Raw genomic sequence first — 14,086 nt, 5'->3', positions numbered from 1 at the left:
CTTCCTTATGGCTGGTGCGGCCAGGCAAGGGTAGCGTCAGCGGCGCCGTCCTGCCGCCTCGCTTCAACCGCGCGCGGCGCTAACGCCAGCCAGGGTGGCGAAGGAGGTGTCCTTGGCGGTAAGCAGAAAGTCGCGCATGAAGGGCGCATCGAGCATGTCGCTGCGGATGCCGGCCTGCAGGGTGGCGAACAGGCCGCGCTCGCCCAGGCGCTTGGCGGTGACGTAGCCGCGCGAGCTGTATTCGTGCAGCGCCCAGTTGGGCAGGCTGCACACGCCGCGGCCGCTGGCCACCAGCTGCATCATCATCACTGTCAGCTCCGAGGTGCGTACCTGGGCCGGCTCGACGTCGGCCGGCTCGAGGAAGCGGGTGAAGATGTCCAGGCGGTCGCGCTCCACCGGATAGGTGATCAGGGTTTCCTTCTCCAGGTCCTCGGCAACGATGTAGGAGCGGCTGGCCAGCGCGTGCTGGTTGGCCACTGCCAGCAGCGCCTCGTAGGTGAACAGCGGCACGTAGGTGATGCCGGGCAGGTCCACCGGGTCGGACGTCACCACCAGGTCCAGGTCGCCGCGGGCCAGGGCTGGCAGCGGGGCGAAGGAGAAGCCCGAGGCGAGGTCCAGCTCGACTTCCGGCCAGGCGTCGCGGAACTGGTCGATGGTCGGCATCAGCCACTGGAAGCAACTGTGGCATTCGATGGCCATATGCAGGCGCCCAGCGGTGCCGCCGGCCAGGCGCGCCATGTCGCGTTCCGCCGCGCGCAGCTGCGGCAACAGGCTATCGGCCAGTTGCAGCAGGCGCAGGCCGGCGCTGGTGAAGCGCACCGGCTTGGTCTTGCGCACGAACAGCTGCATTCCTAAGCGCTCCTCCAGTTCCTTGAACTGGTGGGACAGGGCCGACTGCGTCAGGTGCAGGCGCTCGGCGGCCTCCACCAGGCTGTCGGTCTCACGCAGGGCGTGCAGGGTCTTGAGGTGGCGCAATTCCAACATGAGCGAATCTCAATGAATTAAACTTGTGATCATCACGAATATGTTGAGTTTGTCTCATGCAGCGCTCTCTGTCGAGAATGTGCGCCATTGACGAACACTGGAGATGGACAAATGGCATTGGCACACAACCTCGGCTTCCCGCGAATCGGCCGCGACCGCGAACTGAAGAGGGCTCTGGAGGCCTACTGGAAGGGCGAACTGGACGAAGCTGGTCTGCGCGCCGTCGGCCGCGAGCTGCGTGCCGCCCACTGGCAGCTGCAGAAGGACGCCGGCATCGAGCTGCTGCCGGTCGGTGACTTCGCCTGGTACGACCAGGTACTGACCCACTCACTGACCTTCGGCGTGATTCCCGAGCGCTTCCACGTTCACGGCGGCAAGCCGACCCTGGACACCTTGTTCGGCATGGCGCGTGGGGTTTCTGGAAACAAGAGCAGCCACAACACCTGTTGCGGCGGCGCGCATGCGCAACCCCTTCTCGCACAAGAGCTAACCAAATGGTTCGATACCAACTACCACTACCTGGTCCCTGAATTCAGTGCCGACCAGCAGTTCGCCCTGAGCTGGGAGCAGTTGTTCGAGGAAGTGGAGGAGGGCAAGGCCCTGGGCCACAACCTCAAGCCGGTGCTGATCGGCCCGCTGACCTACCTGTGGCTGGGCAAGGAGAAAGGGGACGACTTCAATCGTCTCGACCTGCTCGAGCGCCTGCTGCCGGTCTACGGCGAGATTCTCCAGCGCCTGGCTGCTCAGGGCATCGAGTGGGTGCAGATCGACGAGCCGATCCTCGCCCTCGACCTGCCGCAGGCCTGGAAGAACGCCTTCGAGCGCGCCTACAACCTGCTGCAGAAAGAGCCGGGCAAGAGGCTGATCGCCACCTACTTCGCCGGTCTGGAAGACAACCTCGGCCTGGCCGCCGGCCTGCCGGTCGACGGCCTGCACATCGACCTGGTGCGTGCACCGGAGCAGTTCCCGGCCATCCTCGATCGCTTGCCGTCCTACAAGGTGCTGTCTCTGGGCGTGGTCAACGGCCGCAACATCTGGCGCACCGATCTGCAGGGCGCGCTGGAGGTGTTGCAGCAGGCCCATGAGCGCCTGGGCTCGCGTCTGTGGGTGGCGCCGAGCTGCTCGCTGCTGCACAGCCCGGTCGACCTGGCCCGTGAAGACAAGCTGGATGCGGAGCTTGCGAGCTGGCTGGCCTTTGCCGTGCAGAAGTGCCAGGAGGTCGCCGTGCTGGCCCAGGCTCTGCGCGAGCCGCAGGCAGCCGAGGTGCAGGCCGCGCTGGCCGAGAGCAGTAAGGTGCAGGCCAGCCGTGCGCAGTCGCCGCGTATCCACAAACCGGCGGTGCAGGCTCGTCTGGCGTCGATCACTGCCGCCGACAGCCAGCGCCAGTCGCCGTTCGCCGAGCGCATCGCCAAGCAGCGTGCGCTGCTCGACCTGCCGCCGTTCCCCACCACCACCATCGGTTCCTTCCCGCAGACCTCGGCCATTCGCCTGGCGCGCCAGTCGTTCAAGGCTGGCAAGCTGTCCGCCGCCGAATACACCGAGGCCATGCACAGCGAAATCCGCCACGCGGTGAGCATCCAGGAACAGCTGGGCCTGGACGTGCTGGTGCATGGCGAGGCCGAGCGCAACGACATGGTCGAGTACTTCGCCGAGCAGCTCGACGGCTACGCCTTCACCCGCTTCGGCTGGGTGCAGAGCTATGGCTCGCGCTGCGTGAAACCGGCGGTAATCTTCGGCGACCTGAGCCGTCCGCGGCCGATGACGGTGTCCTGGATCGAGTACGCCCAGCGCTGCACCGACAAGCTGATGAAGGGCATGCTGACCGGCCCGGTGACCATGCTGATGTGGTCCTTCCCGCGCGACGATATCTCCCGCGAGCAGCAGGCGCGCCAGCTGGCCCTGGCGATCCGCGACGAGGTGGTGGACCTGGAAGCCGCTGGCATCAAGGTCATCCAGATCGACGAGGCCGCCTTCCGCGAGGGCCTACCGCTACGTCGCGCGCAGTGGCAGGGTTATCTCGACTGGGCCACCGAGGCGTTCCGTCTGACGGCCAGCGGTGTGCGTGACGAAACCCAGATCCACACCCACATGTGCTACAGCGAGTTCAACGACGTGATCGAGTCCATCGCCGCCATGGACGCCGACGTGATCACCATCGAGACCTCGCGCTCGGACATGGAGCTGCTGGATGCCTTCGAGCGCTTCGAGTACCCCAACGAGATCGGCCCGGGCGTGTACGACATCCACTCGCCCCGCGTGCCGGACAGCGCCGAGATGGTCCGCCTGATGCGCAAGGCCGCGCAGCGCGTGCCGGCCGAGCGGCTGTGGGTCAACCCGGACTGCGGCCTGAAGACCCGCGGCTGGCCGGAGACCGAAGCGGCGCTGGTCAACATGGTGGCGGCGGCGCGTCAGCTACGCGCCGAGCTGGCCTGATCTAGACCGCTGAACAGGTGGGGTGGGGCACGCAGGTGTCGCGTCCCGCCCCGGCGTTTTTGCGCCTTCGCCCACCGACGGATGAGCTGCAGCCCAGGCCATCCGGGCATTCAGCCTGAACCGTAACGGCGCTGCGGGAGTCGGAATTCTTGCAGGGATACCGCGTCGGTCGATCGGGCCGGCGCGCCCGAACGCAGGAGATGCCCCGATGGTCATGCACTACAAGGTCTCCGGCCACCTCGCCTGTGGCTCCCACGGCGCCAAGCTGCCTTCCACCACTGACCTGGCCAAGGTGAAGTGCCGCAACTGTCGCAAGACGGAAGCCTTCACCGAAGCGCGCCGCACCAGCCGCAACGCCGCCCGCCGGGCCGCCCGTAGAGACAAGAGCGAGCGGGCCAGCACGGACTGGCGGACTGCCTGGATGCAGCGCCTCAGCGGCCTGCCGGGCCGGCAGCGCCTGCCTCGCGGCTTCGGCGATCAGGCGTACGTCTAGCGGGCGGCAACTGCCAGCAGTAGGTAGCCCGGATGCAATCCGGGAGCGCAGTTCGTCGCTGTGGCCAACCCGGATTGCGCCCGGGCTACAGGCCTGCCGGTTTGGCGGCGATGGCCACCAGGCTGAGCAGGTAGCCGTCGAACTCGGCGAACTGGCCGTTCAGCTTGGCGCCTGCCGTCCAGTCTGCACTGAGGTCGATCAGCAGGCGCAGCTCGGCGTGGTCCTCATCGTCACGGCCGAGCAGCTCGGCGTCGTGGAAGTAGAAGCGTTGCAACACCAGCGGGTAGAGGGCCTTGAACAGGCTCTCCTTGAGCGAGAAGGTCAAGGTGACCAGGCGGGCGAAGGCCTGCGGGTCCAGACCTTCGGCGCGCTGCAGCTCGGCGGGGGTGAGAATCTCGCCGGCCAGCTTGGCCGCGCGCTCGGCGCTCAGCTGCTTCTCCAGGTCCAGACCCAGGCCTTGCCAATCCTGACGCGAGGCGACCATGGCGGCGGCCTGTCCGGCGCCATGGGTGATCGAGCCGATCACACCGGCCGGCCAGATCGGCACGCCGTCCTCGTCGCGGCCTGGCACCAGCGCTTGGCCGCACAGCTGGCGCAGGGCCTCGCGGGCGCACAGACGTCCGGCCAGGTATTCGCCTTGGCGCTTGGCCACGCCGCGCACCGGCTCGATGGCGCAGCGTTGGAAATCCTCGGCTGCCAGCCGTGCAGGATCGAAGCTGGCGCGCACCAGGCGGGCGCCGGGCAGCTGTAGCGGCGCGGGTTCCAGTGGCAGCTGGCAGAAGGGCGGGATGTGCGAAGTCATGGCCGGCATTCTGCCGTGGCCGGGGTGGTCGGGCCAGCCGTTTACATTTCTTTGCACAGCGATAACGAAGCGCTACAGAGCAAGCGCTTGTTTTTGGTAAGAATGCGCCATGCGTTCCCTATGAACGCTGGTGAGGTTGTAGCCACGGCAGGCGTGTCGCCACCGTGGTTTTACTCTACTGATCGAGTGCGGGAGTCCTTCGCGACTCCCGTTTTTTTTGCTCAGAAAACCTGTTTCAGCAACTGCTGCATATCGGCCCAGGAGCGCTCGTCAGCCTCTTTCTGGTAGCCGAGGTCGAGGCCATGACCCTTGTGTGCGTCGGCGTCCGGGTTGCTGAAACCGTGCTTGGCGCCGGGCAGCTCGACGAAGCGGTAGTCGGCGCCGGCCTGGTCCATCTCGGCCTTGAACGCGGCGATCTGCTCCGGCGTGATGAAGCTGTCCGCCGCGCCATGCTCCACCAGCACCTTGGCCTTGACGCTGCCGGGCTTGGCCGGGGTGTCGGTGACCAGCGCACCGTGGAAGCTCACCACGGCGGCCAGCGGCATACCCTGGCGGGCCATGTCCAGCACCACGCGACCACCGAAGCAGTAGCCGATGGCGGCGATCCGCTGGGCGTCGGTCTGCGGCTGCGCCTTGAGCAGGTCCAGCCCGGCCTGGAAGCGCGCGCGCGGCGTGGCCGGGTCGGCCATCACCGTCTGCATGAAGGCACCGGCGTCCTTGGGATGCTGGGTGTGCTTGCCCTCGCCATACATGTCCACGGCCAGGGCGCTGTAGCCGAGGGCGGCGAGGTCGCGGGCGCGGCGCTTGGCGTAGTCGTTCAGGCCCCACCATTCATGCACCACGATCACTCCGGGACGCTTGCCCTCGATGGCGTCATCCCAGGCGTGGTAACCGATCAGGCGCGTGCCATCGGCGCTGGTGTAGGAAATCTCCTTAGTCTGCACGGCGGCCAGGGCGAGGGGGCTGCAACACAGCAGCAGAGCGGTCAGCAAGGTGCGCATGGGAATCTCCTGAAAAGTGGGGAAGGACAAGCCTAGCCAGCCCGGATCGGTTGTGCATCAACCGCGGAGCAGGGGCGGCGGTTCTGGCCTGCCGGCTTACCGGTTTGCGCTGGCTCGCAACTGGCGCACCACCTCGGCCTCGATGGCGCCCTGGTCGCTGCCTTCGGCGAAGACGGCGCAACTGGCCGTGGCGCTGCGGTATACCGCCACCACGCTGCCCGGGCCGCCGCCGGTATGACCGTGCAGGTACAGGCCACTGGCCTCCGGGCCCTGCATCAGGCCCAGGCCGTAGCCGGGCGCGACCCAGGGCCGGCCGGCGAGCGGGCCGCCGAGCAGATGTGGCGTCTGCATCTGCGCAAGCAGTGGCGCGGGCAGGAAATCGCCGCCCAGCAGGCGTTCCAGTAGTAGCGCCGCCTGGTCCAGCGGGCCGACCAGCAGGCCGTGATAGACCCAGGCGGGGTCGTAGGCGGGCGGTGCGCCCACGCCCCAGTCGGCGCGTGTCCGGGCCAGGCGCACCTGGGGCACGCCCAGCGGCGCCAGCACGCGCTGCTGCAGAGCCTCGCCGAGGGGCAGGCCGGTGGCGCGCTCGATCAGCCGCGTCACGTACAGATAGCCGACGTTCGAGTAGCGCCAGCCGGTGCCCGGCGGGTAGCGCAGGCGGCTGGCGTCGAGACGCTGCAGCAGCTCCTCGACCGGCCAGGGCACCTCGTTATGGGCGACGGCGGTGTGGTAGTCGGCGAGCTCGCCGTAGTCCGCCAGGCCGGCCTCGTGGCGCAGCAGCTGGCGCAGGGTGAAGGGACCTTCGGCGACTGCCTCGTCCAGCTCCAGCAGACCGTCGCGCACCAGGGACAGGGCGGCGGCCGCGATCACCGTCTTGCCGAAACTCCACCAGGGCAAGGGCTCATCGGCCTGCGCGGGCGTCAGCAGCGAGCCATCGCCAACCAGGGCGACGCGCATGGTCATCAGGCAGTTGCCGCCTTGCTCGGGCCCGGCGGGGTGATGCCCATCGAGACGTAGATGCTGGTGAACCTGTCCATGCCCATCTCCGCCGGCTTGACCCATTCCACCGGCACGTAGAGCAGGCCGCCGCCCACCGGCACCGGCGCGGTGGGCACCAGGATGGCGTGGTAGGCGCGGCCGTCGATCTCGATGGGCTGCGGGTTGGGCAGCAGGGCCAGCACGGCGGTGCCGTCGCCGCCGAAGAAGCACCAGACCGGGCTCATGGCCGCCAGGTCGGCGTCTTCCTTCTTGTCGAGCAGGCCGACGAAGCGGTCGGCCATGCCGTACAACGGGCCGATCAGCGGGATTCGCCGCACGGTGTAGCCGAACAGCCGACTCAGCGGGCCCTTGAGGCCGAGCTGCACGGCCAGGCCGAGCGGGTAGAGTGCCACCAGCAGCACCAGAGTGCCGAGCAGCCAGGCCAGTTCCTGGCTGGTGACAAAGGGCTGACCGAGCTCGGCGAACAGTTTGCCGACCATGCTGGAGGGGCCTACCAGGCCATTCAGCAGGCTTACCACCCAGCCCAGCAGGGCCAGCGACAAGGCCAGCGGCAACAGTGCGAGCAGGCCGGCCAGCCAGGTGGTGGCGATGGAGTGGAAGCTGTTCTTGAACATGGCGGGAGTCCGTGGCGAAGGCACGCCAAGGCTATTGCAAAGCGCCGCTCTTGTGCAGGGCGGCGCTCGCAGTCTGCGGCGATGAGTGTCCTGTCGGCGCCGTGGGCATGTCTGCCACCGCCTCGGCTGGGCAGAGCACGAAGCTGTCGGATGGGTCCGTTTCGCCTCGGCGGGCAAGGCTAGAATCGGCGCTGGTTTCTCCGCAGCGATGGACGTCATGAACGCAATGGATTCTGCAGCAGCCAGCACCGCCTGGCTGCACCTCGGCTCGGACGACGGCTCGATGGTTCTCGACCGACAGGGCCGGGTCTCGCCGCTCTGGTGCCTGCTCCTGGCCAGGGCCGCGGTGGTGCCGGCGATCACCGCGCCGGAGGTGGGTGTCGAGACACCGCGGCAGGGCCTGCGGGTCGCCCTGGATCGTGCGCTGGACCATTGGCAGCTGTTCTGCGCATTCATTGCCGAACATCCGCAGTTCCACCGGGTGCCGGCGCTCGGCGTGCACCTGGCGGCGGTGGCCGAGTACATCGAGCAGGTCGCGCAACAGTTCGATCGCCCGCTGGCGGAGATGTGGCTGCAGGGCGATCTGGATGCCCTGTCCGGGCCGTTCGACCAGAACGTGCCATCGCGCATCGAGTTCTGGCGCTGGAACGCCGATTCGCGCCTGGACCTGGTACAGGCCGGCGACCCGCTCGAACTGCACGAGATCACCCTGGTGGTGGATTTCGAAGACGTGCAGGACTGGTGCCGCGGCTTCGGCCTGGACAGCTTCGACCACCCGTATTTCCAAGAGCTGGCCCGTGCCGATGAGTTCGCCGCGCAGGCCACGTCCTTTGCCGACTTCCGTGAAGCAGAAGCGGAACCATACGATCCCTGGCAGCAGCACAATTTCCGCGCCCATGAGCACGACGGGCTGGTGGGCATGCTGGCTGAGGACGGCCGCTGGCACGTGCCGCCGCAGTGGCAGGAAATTCGCCCCGACGCCCACAGCTACGTGCGGGTCTGGGTCAGGCAGGGTGATCTGTGGGGGCTGCTGCAGATCGAGCCGCAGGCCGAGCTGCTGTTCGCGCCGCAGTTCGATGCCGTGGTCGATTCGGCGGCGGACGATTTCTGTGTGGCCAGCCTCAACGGGCGCCACGGCCTGCTGGATATCGAGGCGCGCGACTGGCGCGTGCCGCCCGTGCACCAGGAGCTGCGCCGCGAATGCAACGGCCTGCTGCGCGTGCGCGAAGGCGCGTTGCTGGGCTACCTCGATGACCGCGGCGGCGTGCTGCAGCCACCGCGCTACCAGCAGACACGCCCATTCGGCAGCGCTGGGCTGTTCGACGCACCGGGCGTGGCCTGGGTGGTCGAGCAGGGCCGCTGGGGCCTTATCGACAGCGCCTGTCGCCCGCTGCAGCCCTGTGTATTCGAGCGTGTCGAGTTTCGTGAGGAGCACGATCAACGCGGCTGGCGCGTGTGGCAGGCTGGCCGGCAGGGCTGGGTCAACGCCGCCGGCGTGCTGGCGGTGGCCTGCGAGTGGGACGAGGTGGACTGCTACGAGCCTTACCAGCACGCCTGCGCCGCCGAAGGCATCTATCGGGTCGTGCTCGATGGTCGCCAGGGCCTGCTGCCCAGCCAGGGCGACTGGCGCATCGCCTGCGACTACGACGATATCGAGCCGTTGGGCGTCGGCCCTGGCGCGGCGCCTCTGCCGGAAGACGAGTTGCGCCATGGTGCCGAGCCGGAAGAGGGCGACCTGGCCAGCTACGTGGCCGCTGGCGATGCGCAGCAGTCGCGCCTGCTGATCCGTGTACACAGCGCCCAGGGCTGCGCGGTGATCGACGAGGCAGGGCGACAGATGGTGCCGCCAGGCCCGTGGCAGATCGAGCCCATCGGCAACGGCAATCTGTATTGGCTGCTCCTGCAGGATGAGCAGGAGCGCTACCAGCTGTGGGACGTCGCACGGCGCATGCCCGCGCTGCCGGGCTGGCATGCCGGAGTCGACGTGCTGCATGTCTGCGGCCGGCCCGTGCTGCTGAGCTTCGCCGAGGAGGAGGGGATAGCCGACAGGTTCAACCTGCGGTTGTGGAGCGCCGACGGTCAGCCGGCGTTTGCCGAGCGCTGCATCGGCCTGCTGGGCGAAACCGAGCTGTATTACGCGCATCTCTGGAGCAGCCAGCGCGAGGAACTGCAGGCGGCCTGGGGCCGCGGCGAGGCGGTCGAGGCTCTGGTCACGACTGGCGCAGGCCCTGCACGAGTGGCGTCCATCGTTCCGGGCCAGCCCCTCGTCGAGGCGCAGCCGGAGTGGCAGCGCCGCTATCGCCAGGGCGACCTGGGCGCCGCCCTGGCATTGTCGCGGCATAGCCGCGAGGCCGAGCAGGCCTATCAGTGGGCGCGCAACGCCTGTGGTCTGGGCGAGGTCGCGGGCCAACCCTCTGCCGCGGCCTGGCTGCACCTGGTCGAGCTGGCGCTGCAGGGGAACGGTGATCTGCGGCAGGCGCGCAACTGGGTCGAGCAGGGTTTGGCCGCCGATTCGGAGCTCGATGAGACCGGGCGTTTGCTGCTCTGCATGGGCCGTCTGTGGCTCGATCCGGCGGCCGGTGAACCCGATGCCAAGAGCGCCTTCGAGGCGCTGGAGCGAGTGCAGCTGTACAGCGGCCACCACCAGCCCGAGCATGCCGAAAGCCTGTACCTGCTGGGTCAATGCTGGCAGCAGGGGCTGGGCTGCACCGCGGACACCACGCGTGCCCGTGAACTGTGGCGCAGCGCCTCGGCCGACGGCCATGCGGCCGCGACCGAGTCACTGGTACGGCTGCTGGCCGCCGAGGCGGAACAGCTGGACGAGGCCGATGCGGCGGCTGCGCTATGGGAGGAAGCGCTGCACCACGCCCTGCAGTTCCTCGAATACCACGGCGAGACCGCGCCCCGAGCATCGGCGGCAGCGCTGCAGGCGTTCGTAGGCGAGGTGCTATTGAGCAGCGCTGCTCCGGAGTGGGAGCTGGCCGAGGACTACCTGCTGCAAGCGGCCCAGGCAGGCAATGCGCAGGCCATGGGTCTGCTGGCGGAAGTGGTGTACCGCGACAAGAGCAGCCCGCTGCGCAGCTTCAAAGAGGCGCTGCACTGGGCCTGGCGCTACGCCGCCGCGCAACGGGTCATCCCCTCGGCGGAGGTGGGTTGGCAGCGCTGGTTATTCGCCGTGGTGTGGCTGCTGCGCCGCTAGTCTGGCATTGGCGCTGCGCACGAAGCGCCAATGCACCACCCACAGCACAATCGCCAGCAGGCCGGCCGCCGACCCGAGCGGATGGGGAATCAGCGAGACCACCTGCGCCGCGCACCAGCCCCAACCGCTGACCAGCCCTGCGTCGCGCGGCAGACTTAGCCGCGGATCGTGGCGAGCCTCTGCGCGTAACGAGGCCATCACGTTGGCGACTATGAAGAAATCCTCGATGAAGTTGTACGGCAACAGGAACATCAGCCACACGCTGCGCGGCCGCGCCTTGCGCGCCTCGGGCCGCACCAGCGCCAGCGCACGCTGCAGATCGCGGCAGTAGAGCGCCACCAAGATCAGGAACAGCAACACCGCGATCAGGCTGCCGAACGGGCCGAGCATCTCCACTTCCTTGAGGATGCCGCCACCTGCCTCTGGGTGGAGGAAGGGGTAAGCCAGGCCGTAAGCGATGGGCAGGCTGAGGGCGATCTTGATGAGGAACAGGGTGGGGCGATCAGGATGGTGATTCAGGGCTACTCTCCTGGTTTTCAGAGAGAAGGTGACTCCACCTTCTCGACCTCATTGCGGGTAAGGCAGAACCAGCGACCTTCATCGTTCGCGCCAAACCAGAGATAACCGTAGCTATCTATTTCAAGCACCTGCGTCACCGTACCTTCGCATTGCAGGAGGCGCTGTACCTCTTCTTCAGGTAAGTCATGGGTGAGCCATCCTGGGATTGCCATGATCAATACTGAGTCGCCCACGGAAATCGGCCTGGTGTGGTTGCTGCTTCCCTGAGTGCCGCCATTCATGGGTAAGACCTGTTCCGATTGGCTGGTGAGTAGCACTGGGAGTGCTGTCATGTGGCGCTGATCTTTTCAACGACTTCTTTTGCTTTGTTCAGGCTGACGCCATGCACTTCTCGGTAGGCCCTGATCGCTAGGGTTTTGTTGCCTGTGCTGATCAGGTTCTCGATGTGCATCATCGTCGCTTGGCCGGGTTCTGGGTAAAGACTTTAAGGCCCAAGTCGCGGACTCGGGGCCGAAGATGTCGAGAGTCGCTTGCTCACTCATGCTGGAGCAAATCTCGTAGTTCGCTGGAGGTGACCACCGTGGCGTACCCACCGCTGAGGTTTGCCAGAGCCATGGCATGTACGTCCTCGGCGCTGCGCATAACGCCGTTGTAGTCGGCTTTGGCGAAGGCAAACGTCGCATCGGCAGCGACGTATGTAGCGAAGCCGAGGTTGCCTGCCGTACGAGCCGTAGCCTCGACCGAGTTGTTGGTGCTGACCCCCACGATTGCAACGGCCTCGATACCTCTGGCGCGAAGCCAACGCTCAAGCCCGGAGTTGATGAACGCATCCGGGACATTCTTCTCAACCACATGCTCGGTATCCAGTGGCTGCAGTTGCTTCTGGAACTCGACGCCAGATTGTCCCGGCCAGAACGGAGAGCCGGGTGTGCGCGAGATATGACGCACATGCACAACAGGCACCTTCGCCTCCCGCCACGCCTTGAGCGTCGTTGCGATTGCGTCCTCCGCTCTCGGGTTGTTGCGAGCGCCTGCGGAAGGCTTGAGCATGCCACGCTGCATATCAATGATGATCAGGGCTGGTATGTGCATGAGGTGTGAGCCCTTGGGTTTGGTGAGAGGGCGGCATTAGCCGGTATTGAGCTCGCGAAGCGAGCGACCTGAACCACTAGCTGGGTGGCTCAGAGTTTTAGCTTCTCTACTGCTTCTTTCCAAGTCGTTTCAAATTCATCCCTGGTAAGTGGGGCATCGCAAAAATCTGCAATGCTCATATTGGTGTCAAGCCAGAAGCCATAATTTTCTTTGTTTGGTCCTGCGATGACTGGTTTGCCATTTTTGGTTATACCAATTTCACGATGCGGTAAACCTCTTTCGTCAAACTCTATTAGCCATTCATGCACTAGATGAAGTTTTGATTCATAGTCAGGATTGGATCTTGGGATAAAACCAAGAAGTGCTCTCGCGAAGCGCTGAACGATTGAAGGGGATGGCCGCTCCCAGTCTGTTGCTTTACTGGTGCGAATGAATTGCATGAATAAGCTACCTCGCGATTAAGCTAGCGGGCAGACAAAAGCGCAGCTTTTTGCTGTTCCGTTAGCGAAAGTCAGTGAAAGTTAAGATCATTGTTATGTGAGTGTTAGAGGCCAAGGCCTAGCGACTTCGTGGCTTCTTCGGGGCGGCCATAGTCAATAACATCTGTTCTATATGAGTCGCGAGGAAAAAGTCTCATGTAAAAGGCCTCCCCAAGGTCAATAAGGTTGTCCGCTGTTATTGCTTTAGGGGTGCCATAGGTAATCATTAGATCATCATTCTTAATGTTTTTACGAACGATATCTTCGGTCCAGTCATTTTGAAATGGCCACCTCGCGGTGAAGATCCCCTCGCCTCTGGGCGACAACCAAAATTTATTTGTTGTACCATCAATAGCCCAAGAGAAATAATGGTGCTCGAGGGTGAATTCTACTTGCGGAGGTTGTGTTGAATTGTCGATTTTGTAGTTTTTGATTATTCCGGCCCAAGCAACGTTTGAGCTTTTGTGTGAATTATATTGCTAGAGACATCTCTAGGGAAGATATTGAATTTTGCCTCTTTCATGGCTTTCTCTTCCCACTCTGAAGCCGGCTTGTAATAAATCGTACAGCCAGATAGCAGGGCGATTAAAAAGAGCATTGCCAGGTGTTTCATGATTTCCTCGCATAACGTTTGGCTGAGGGCCGGTTTTGGCCAGTCCCGAGTGGGCGAAGCGAACGAATTAAGCCATTTGTTAGGCTGTATTGCTCGCTTGTTTACCTGCTTTTTTAGTAAGTTTGAAAACAGTAGCTGCCGACAGTGCGCACACCAAGATCGCCAGAAGATTAATATGCAAATAAAATTTCGGGGTATTGCCAAACCCGTAGCCGATCTGGATTGGACCTATGAAGTTGTAGCTTGATTCAGGGGTGGTAAAGGCAATGATTTGCGGGAGAAAAAGTAGGACGATCAGGAAGAAGGCTGTGGGCTTAGATTTTAAGCCGAAGTAGCCAAGGAATAGTGAAGCTATGCCCAGAGCTAGGTAGTAAATGCTCATAAATTGACCGCTTTGCACGCCAAAAGCCGCATAGACAGCTGGGGTGGCAATTGCTGATGCTCCAAAAATTATGCAGAACCATGAGATCAATATTCCAAGGGTTTGTTTTTCTTGCTCTGGTTTAGGTGTATCCATGTTTGACCTAACGTTTACCTAAAGGGACGGCTTTAGCTGGTCCCGCAGTTAGCGAAGCGAGCGACTTGAACCAATTGTTATGCATTGTGCTCACCAGTGCCCAATGCACGTTAGATGTTGCTGTCCAAGCTCTCCACTGCAAGATATTTTTCCAGTCTGTGGCCATGTGGGAGAGTAGGTTGTAAAGATACTGCCTCTCTCAGGGAGATATAGCACTTCTGAGCTATTTGATGGGTGGCCCAGATATTTAGGGTATAGCTCTGCGAGTGATGTAGGTAGCCTTTGTTTTCCGAATGGAAGGAATTAATAGCCGATAAGATATTGTTGGCACTGGCTGTAAT

15 protein-coding genes are annotated in these 14,086 nt (G+C 64.1%); 3 read left to right on the top strand and 12 right to left on the bottom strand.

Annotated features, from left to right (window positions below; all coding sequences use genetic code 11):
- Positions 1-63: 63 nt before the first annotated feature.
- Complete coding sequence (gene metR / locus IB232_RS05515; RefSeq protein ID WP_192397541.1) at positions 64-984, bottom strand: transcriptional regulator MetR; 921 nt, start codon at positions 982-984, stop codon at positions 64-66.
- A 111-nt stretch (positions 985-1,095) separates the two neighbouring features.
- On the opposite strand from metR, the gene metE reads away from it, so the two are divergent.
- The gene (metE, locus tag IB232_RS05510) at positions 1,096-3,417 is read left to right on the top strand and encodes a 5-methyltetrahydropteroyltriglutamate--homocysteine S-methyltransferase (RefSeq protein ID WP_192397540.1); all 2,322 of its coding nucleotides are present in this window, start codon (positions 1,096-1,098) and stop codon (positions 3,415-3,417) included.
- Between the two features lie 208 nt (positions 3,418-3,625).
- On the top strand, positions 3,626-3,910 hold the full coding sequence (locus IB232_RS05505; RefSeq protein WP_192397539.1) for a hypothetical protein: 285 nt from the start codon (positions 3,626-3,628) through the stop codon (positions 3,908-3,910).
- A gap of 85 nt (positions 3,911-3,995) precedes the next feature.
- Here IB232_RS05505 and IB232_RS05500 read toward each other — a convergent pair whose 3' ends face one another.
- The 4 genes from IB232_RS05500 to IB232_RS05485 all read right to left on the bottom strand — a co-directional run bounded on the left by IB232_RS05500 (position 3,996) and on the right by IB232_RS05485 (position 7,326).
- Positions 3,996-4,712 (bottom strand): 4'-phosphopantetheinyl transferase family protein, encoded by a 717-nt coding sequence (locus tag IB232_RS05500; RefSeq protein ID WP_192397538.1) that lies wholly within the window; start codon positions 4,710-4,712, stop codon positions 3,996-3,998.
- Positions 4,713-4,933: 221 nt separating this feature from the next.
- Positions 4,934-5,713 carry a dienelactone hydrolase family protein gene (locus IB232_RS05495; RefSeq protein ID WP_192397537.1) on the bottom strand — a complete coding sequence of 260 codons (780 nt, stop codon included), beginning with the start codon at positions 5,711-5,713 and terminating at the stop codon, positions 4,934-4,936.
- 96 nt (positions 5,714-5,809) lie between these two features.
- Positions 5,810-6,670, bottom strand: coding sequence for a serine hydrolase domain-containing protein (locus tag IB232_RS05490; RefSeq protein ID WP_192397975.1), 861 nt, complete (start codon positions 6,668-6,670; stop codon positions 5,810-5,812).
- 5 nt (positions 6,671-6,675) lie between these two features.
- Positions 6,676-7,326: a DUF502 domain-containing protein gene (locus IB232_RS05485; protein ID WP_192397536.1), complete on the bottom strand. Its 651-nt coding sequence runs from the start codon at positions 7,324-7,326 to the stop codon at positions 6,676-6,678.
- A gap of 217 nt (positions 7,327-7,543) precedes the next feature.
- Between IB232_RS05485 and IB232_RS05480 the strand changes: the two genes are divergently transcribed.
- Complete coding sequence (locus IB232_RS05480) at positions 7,544-10,525, top strand: sel1 repeat family protein (protein ID WP_192397535.1); 2,982 nt, start codon at positions 7,544-7,546, stop codon at positions 10,523-10,525.
- Here the strand turns inward: IB232_RS05480 and IB232_RS05475 are convergent.
- The 7 genes from IB232_RS05475 to IB232_RS05450 form a co-directional block, all read right to left on the bottom strand.
- A complete protein-coding gene (locus IB232_RS05475; protein ID WP_192397534.1) occupies positions 10,493-10,915 on the bottom strand; it encodes a hypothetical protein in 423 nt (140 codons plus the stop codon). The genes IB232_RS05480 and IB232_RS05475 overlap by 33 nt on opposite strands.
- A 146-nt stretch (positions 10,916-11,061) precedes the next feature.
- The gene (locus tag IB232_RS05470) at positions 11,062-11,325 is read right to left on the bottom strand and encodes a hypothetical protein (RefSeq protein ID WP_192397533.1); all 264 of its coding nucleotides are present in this window, start codon (positions 11,323-11,325) and stop codon (positions 11,062-11,064) included.
- A gap of 47 nt (positions 11,326-11,372) precedes the next feature.
- Entirely contained in the window at positions 11,373-11,495 is a 123-nt protein-coding gene (locus tag IB232_RS23660; protein ID WP_263863924.1) for a hypothetical protein, read from the bottom strand.
- A gap of 83 nt (positions 11,496-11,578) precedes the next feature.
- A complete protein-coding gene (locus IB232_RS05465) occupies positions 11,579-12,136 on the bottom strand; it encodes a cysteine hydrolase family protein (RefSeq protein ID WP_192397532.1) in 558 nt (185 codons plus the stop codon).
- A gap of 89 nt (positions 12,137-12,225) precedes the next feature.
- Positions 12,226-12,576, bottom strand: a complete 351-nt coding sequence (locus tag IB232_RS05460) for a hypothetical protein (protein ID WP_192397531.1) — start codon at positions 12,574-12,576, stop codon at positions 12,226-12,228.
- A 472-nt stretch (positions 12,577-13,048) separates the two neighbouring features.
- Positions 13,049-13,228, bottom strand: a complete 180-nt coding sequence (locus IB232_RS05455) for a hypothetical protein (protein ID WP_192397530.1) — start codon at positions 13,226-13,228, stop codon at positions 13,049-13,051.
- A gap of 79 nt (positions 13,229-13,307) precedes the next feature.
- The gene (locus IB232_RS05450; protein WP_192397529.1) at positions 13,308-13,745 is read right to left on the bottom strand and encodes a hypothetical protein; all 438 of its coding nucleotides are present in this window, start codon (positions 13,743-13,745) and stop codon (positions 13,308-13,310) included.
- Positions 13,746-14,086: the final 341 nt, after the last annotated feature.

Origin of the sequence: Pseudomonas sp. PDM15 (genome assembly GCF_014851565.1) — a bacterium.
In the GTDB taxonomy this organism is placed as follows: Bacteria; Pseudomonadota; Gammaproteobacteria; order Pseudomonadales; family Pseudomonadaceae; genus Aquipseudomonas.
This window is presented reverse-complemented; position numbering and strand designations above follow the sequence as displayed.

Excerpts from the sequence above, each read along its gene's own strand:
- IB232_RS05465 (WP_192397532.1), bottom strand. The coding sequence starts at position 12,136 with ATGCACATACCAGCCCTGATCATCATTGATATGCAGCGTGGCATGCTC.
- IB232_RS05495 (WP_192397537.1), bottom strand. The coding sequence starts at position 5,713 with ATGCGCACCTTGCTGACCGCTCTGCTGCTGTGTTGCAGCCCCCTCGCC.
- IB232_RS05450 (WP_192397529.1), bottom strand. The coding sequence starts at position 13,745 with ATGGATACACCTAAACCAGAGCAAGAAAAACAAACCCTTGGAATATTG.
- IB232_RS05485 (WP_192397536.1), bottom strand. The coding sequence starts at position 7,326 with ATGTTCAAGAACAGCTTCCACTCCATCGCCACCACCTGGCTGGCCGGC.
- IB232_RS05460 (WP_192397531.1), bottom strand. The coding sequence starts at position 12,576 with ATGCAATTCATTCGCACCAGTAAAGCAACAGACTGGGAGCGGCCATCC.
- IB232_RS05505 (WP_192397539.1), top strand. The coding sequence starts at position 3,626 with ATGGTCATGCACTACAAGGTCTCCGGCCACCTCGCCTGTGGCTCCCAC.
- IB232_RS05475 (WP_192397534.1), bottom strand. The coding sequence starts at position 10,915 with ATGCTCGGCCCGTTCGGCAGCCTGATCGCGGTGTTGCTGTTCCTGATC.
- metR (WP_192397541.1), bottom strand. The coding sequence starts at position 984 with ATGTTGGAATTGCGCCACCTCAAGACCCTGCACGCCCTGCGTGAGACC.
- IB232_RS05480 (WP_192397535.1), top strand. The coding sequence starts at position 7,544 with ATGAACGCAATGGATTCTGCAGCAGCCAGCACCGCCTGGCTGCACCTC.
- metE (WP_192397540.1), top strand. The coding sequence starts at position 1,096 with ATGGCATTGGCACACAACCTCGGCTTCCCGCGAATCGGCCGCGACCGC.
- IB232_RS23660 (WP_263863924.1), bottom strand. The coding sequence starts at position 11,495 with ATGCACATCGAGAACCTGATCAGCACAGGCAACAAAACCCTAGCGATC.
- IB232_RS05490 (WP_192397975.1), bottom strand. The coding sequence starts at position 6,670 with ATGCGCGTCGCCCTGGTTGGCGATGGCTCGCTGCTGACGCCCGCGCAG.
- IB232_RS05455 (WP_192397530.1), bottom strand. The coding sequence starts at position 13,228 with ATGAAACACCTGGCAATGCTCTTTTTAATCGCCCTGCTATCTGGCTGT.
- IB232_RS05500 (WP_192397538.1), bottom strand. The coding sequence starts at position 4,712 with ATGACTTCGCACATCCCGCCCTTCTGCCAGCTGCCACTGGAACCCGCG.
- IB232_RS05470 (WP_192397533.1), bottom strand. The coding sequence starts at position 11,325 with ATGAATGGCGGCACTCAGGGAAGCAGCAACCACACCAGGCCGATTTCC.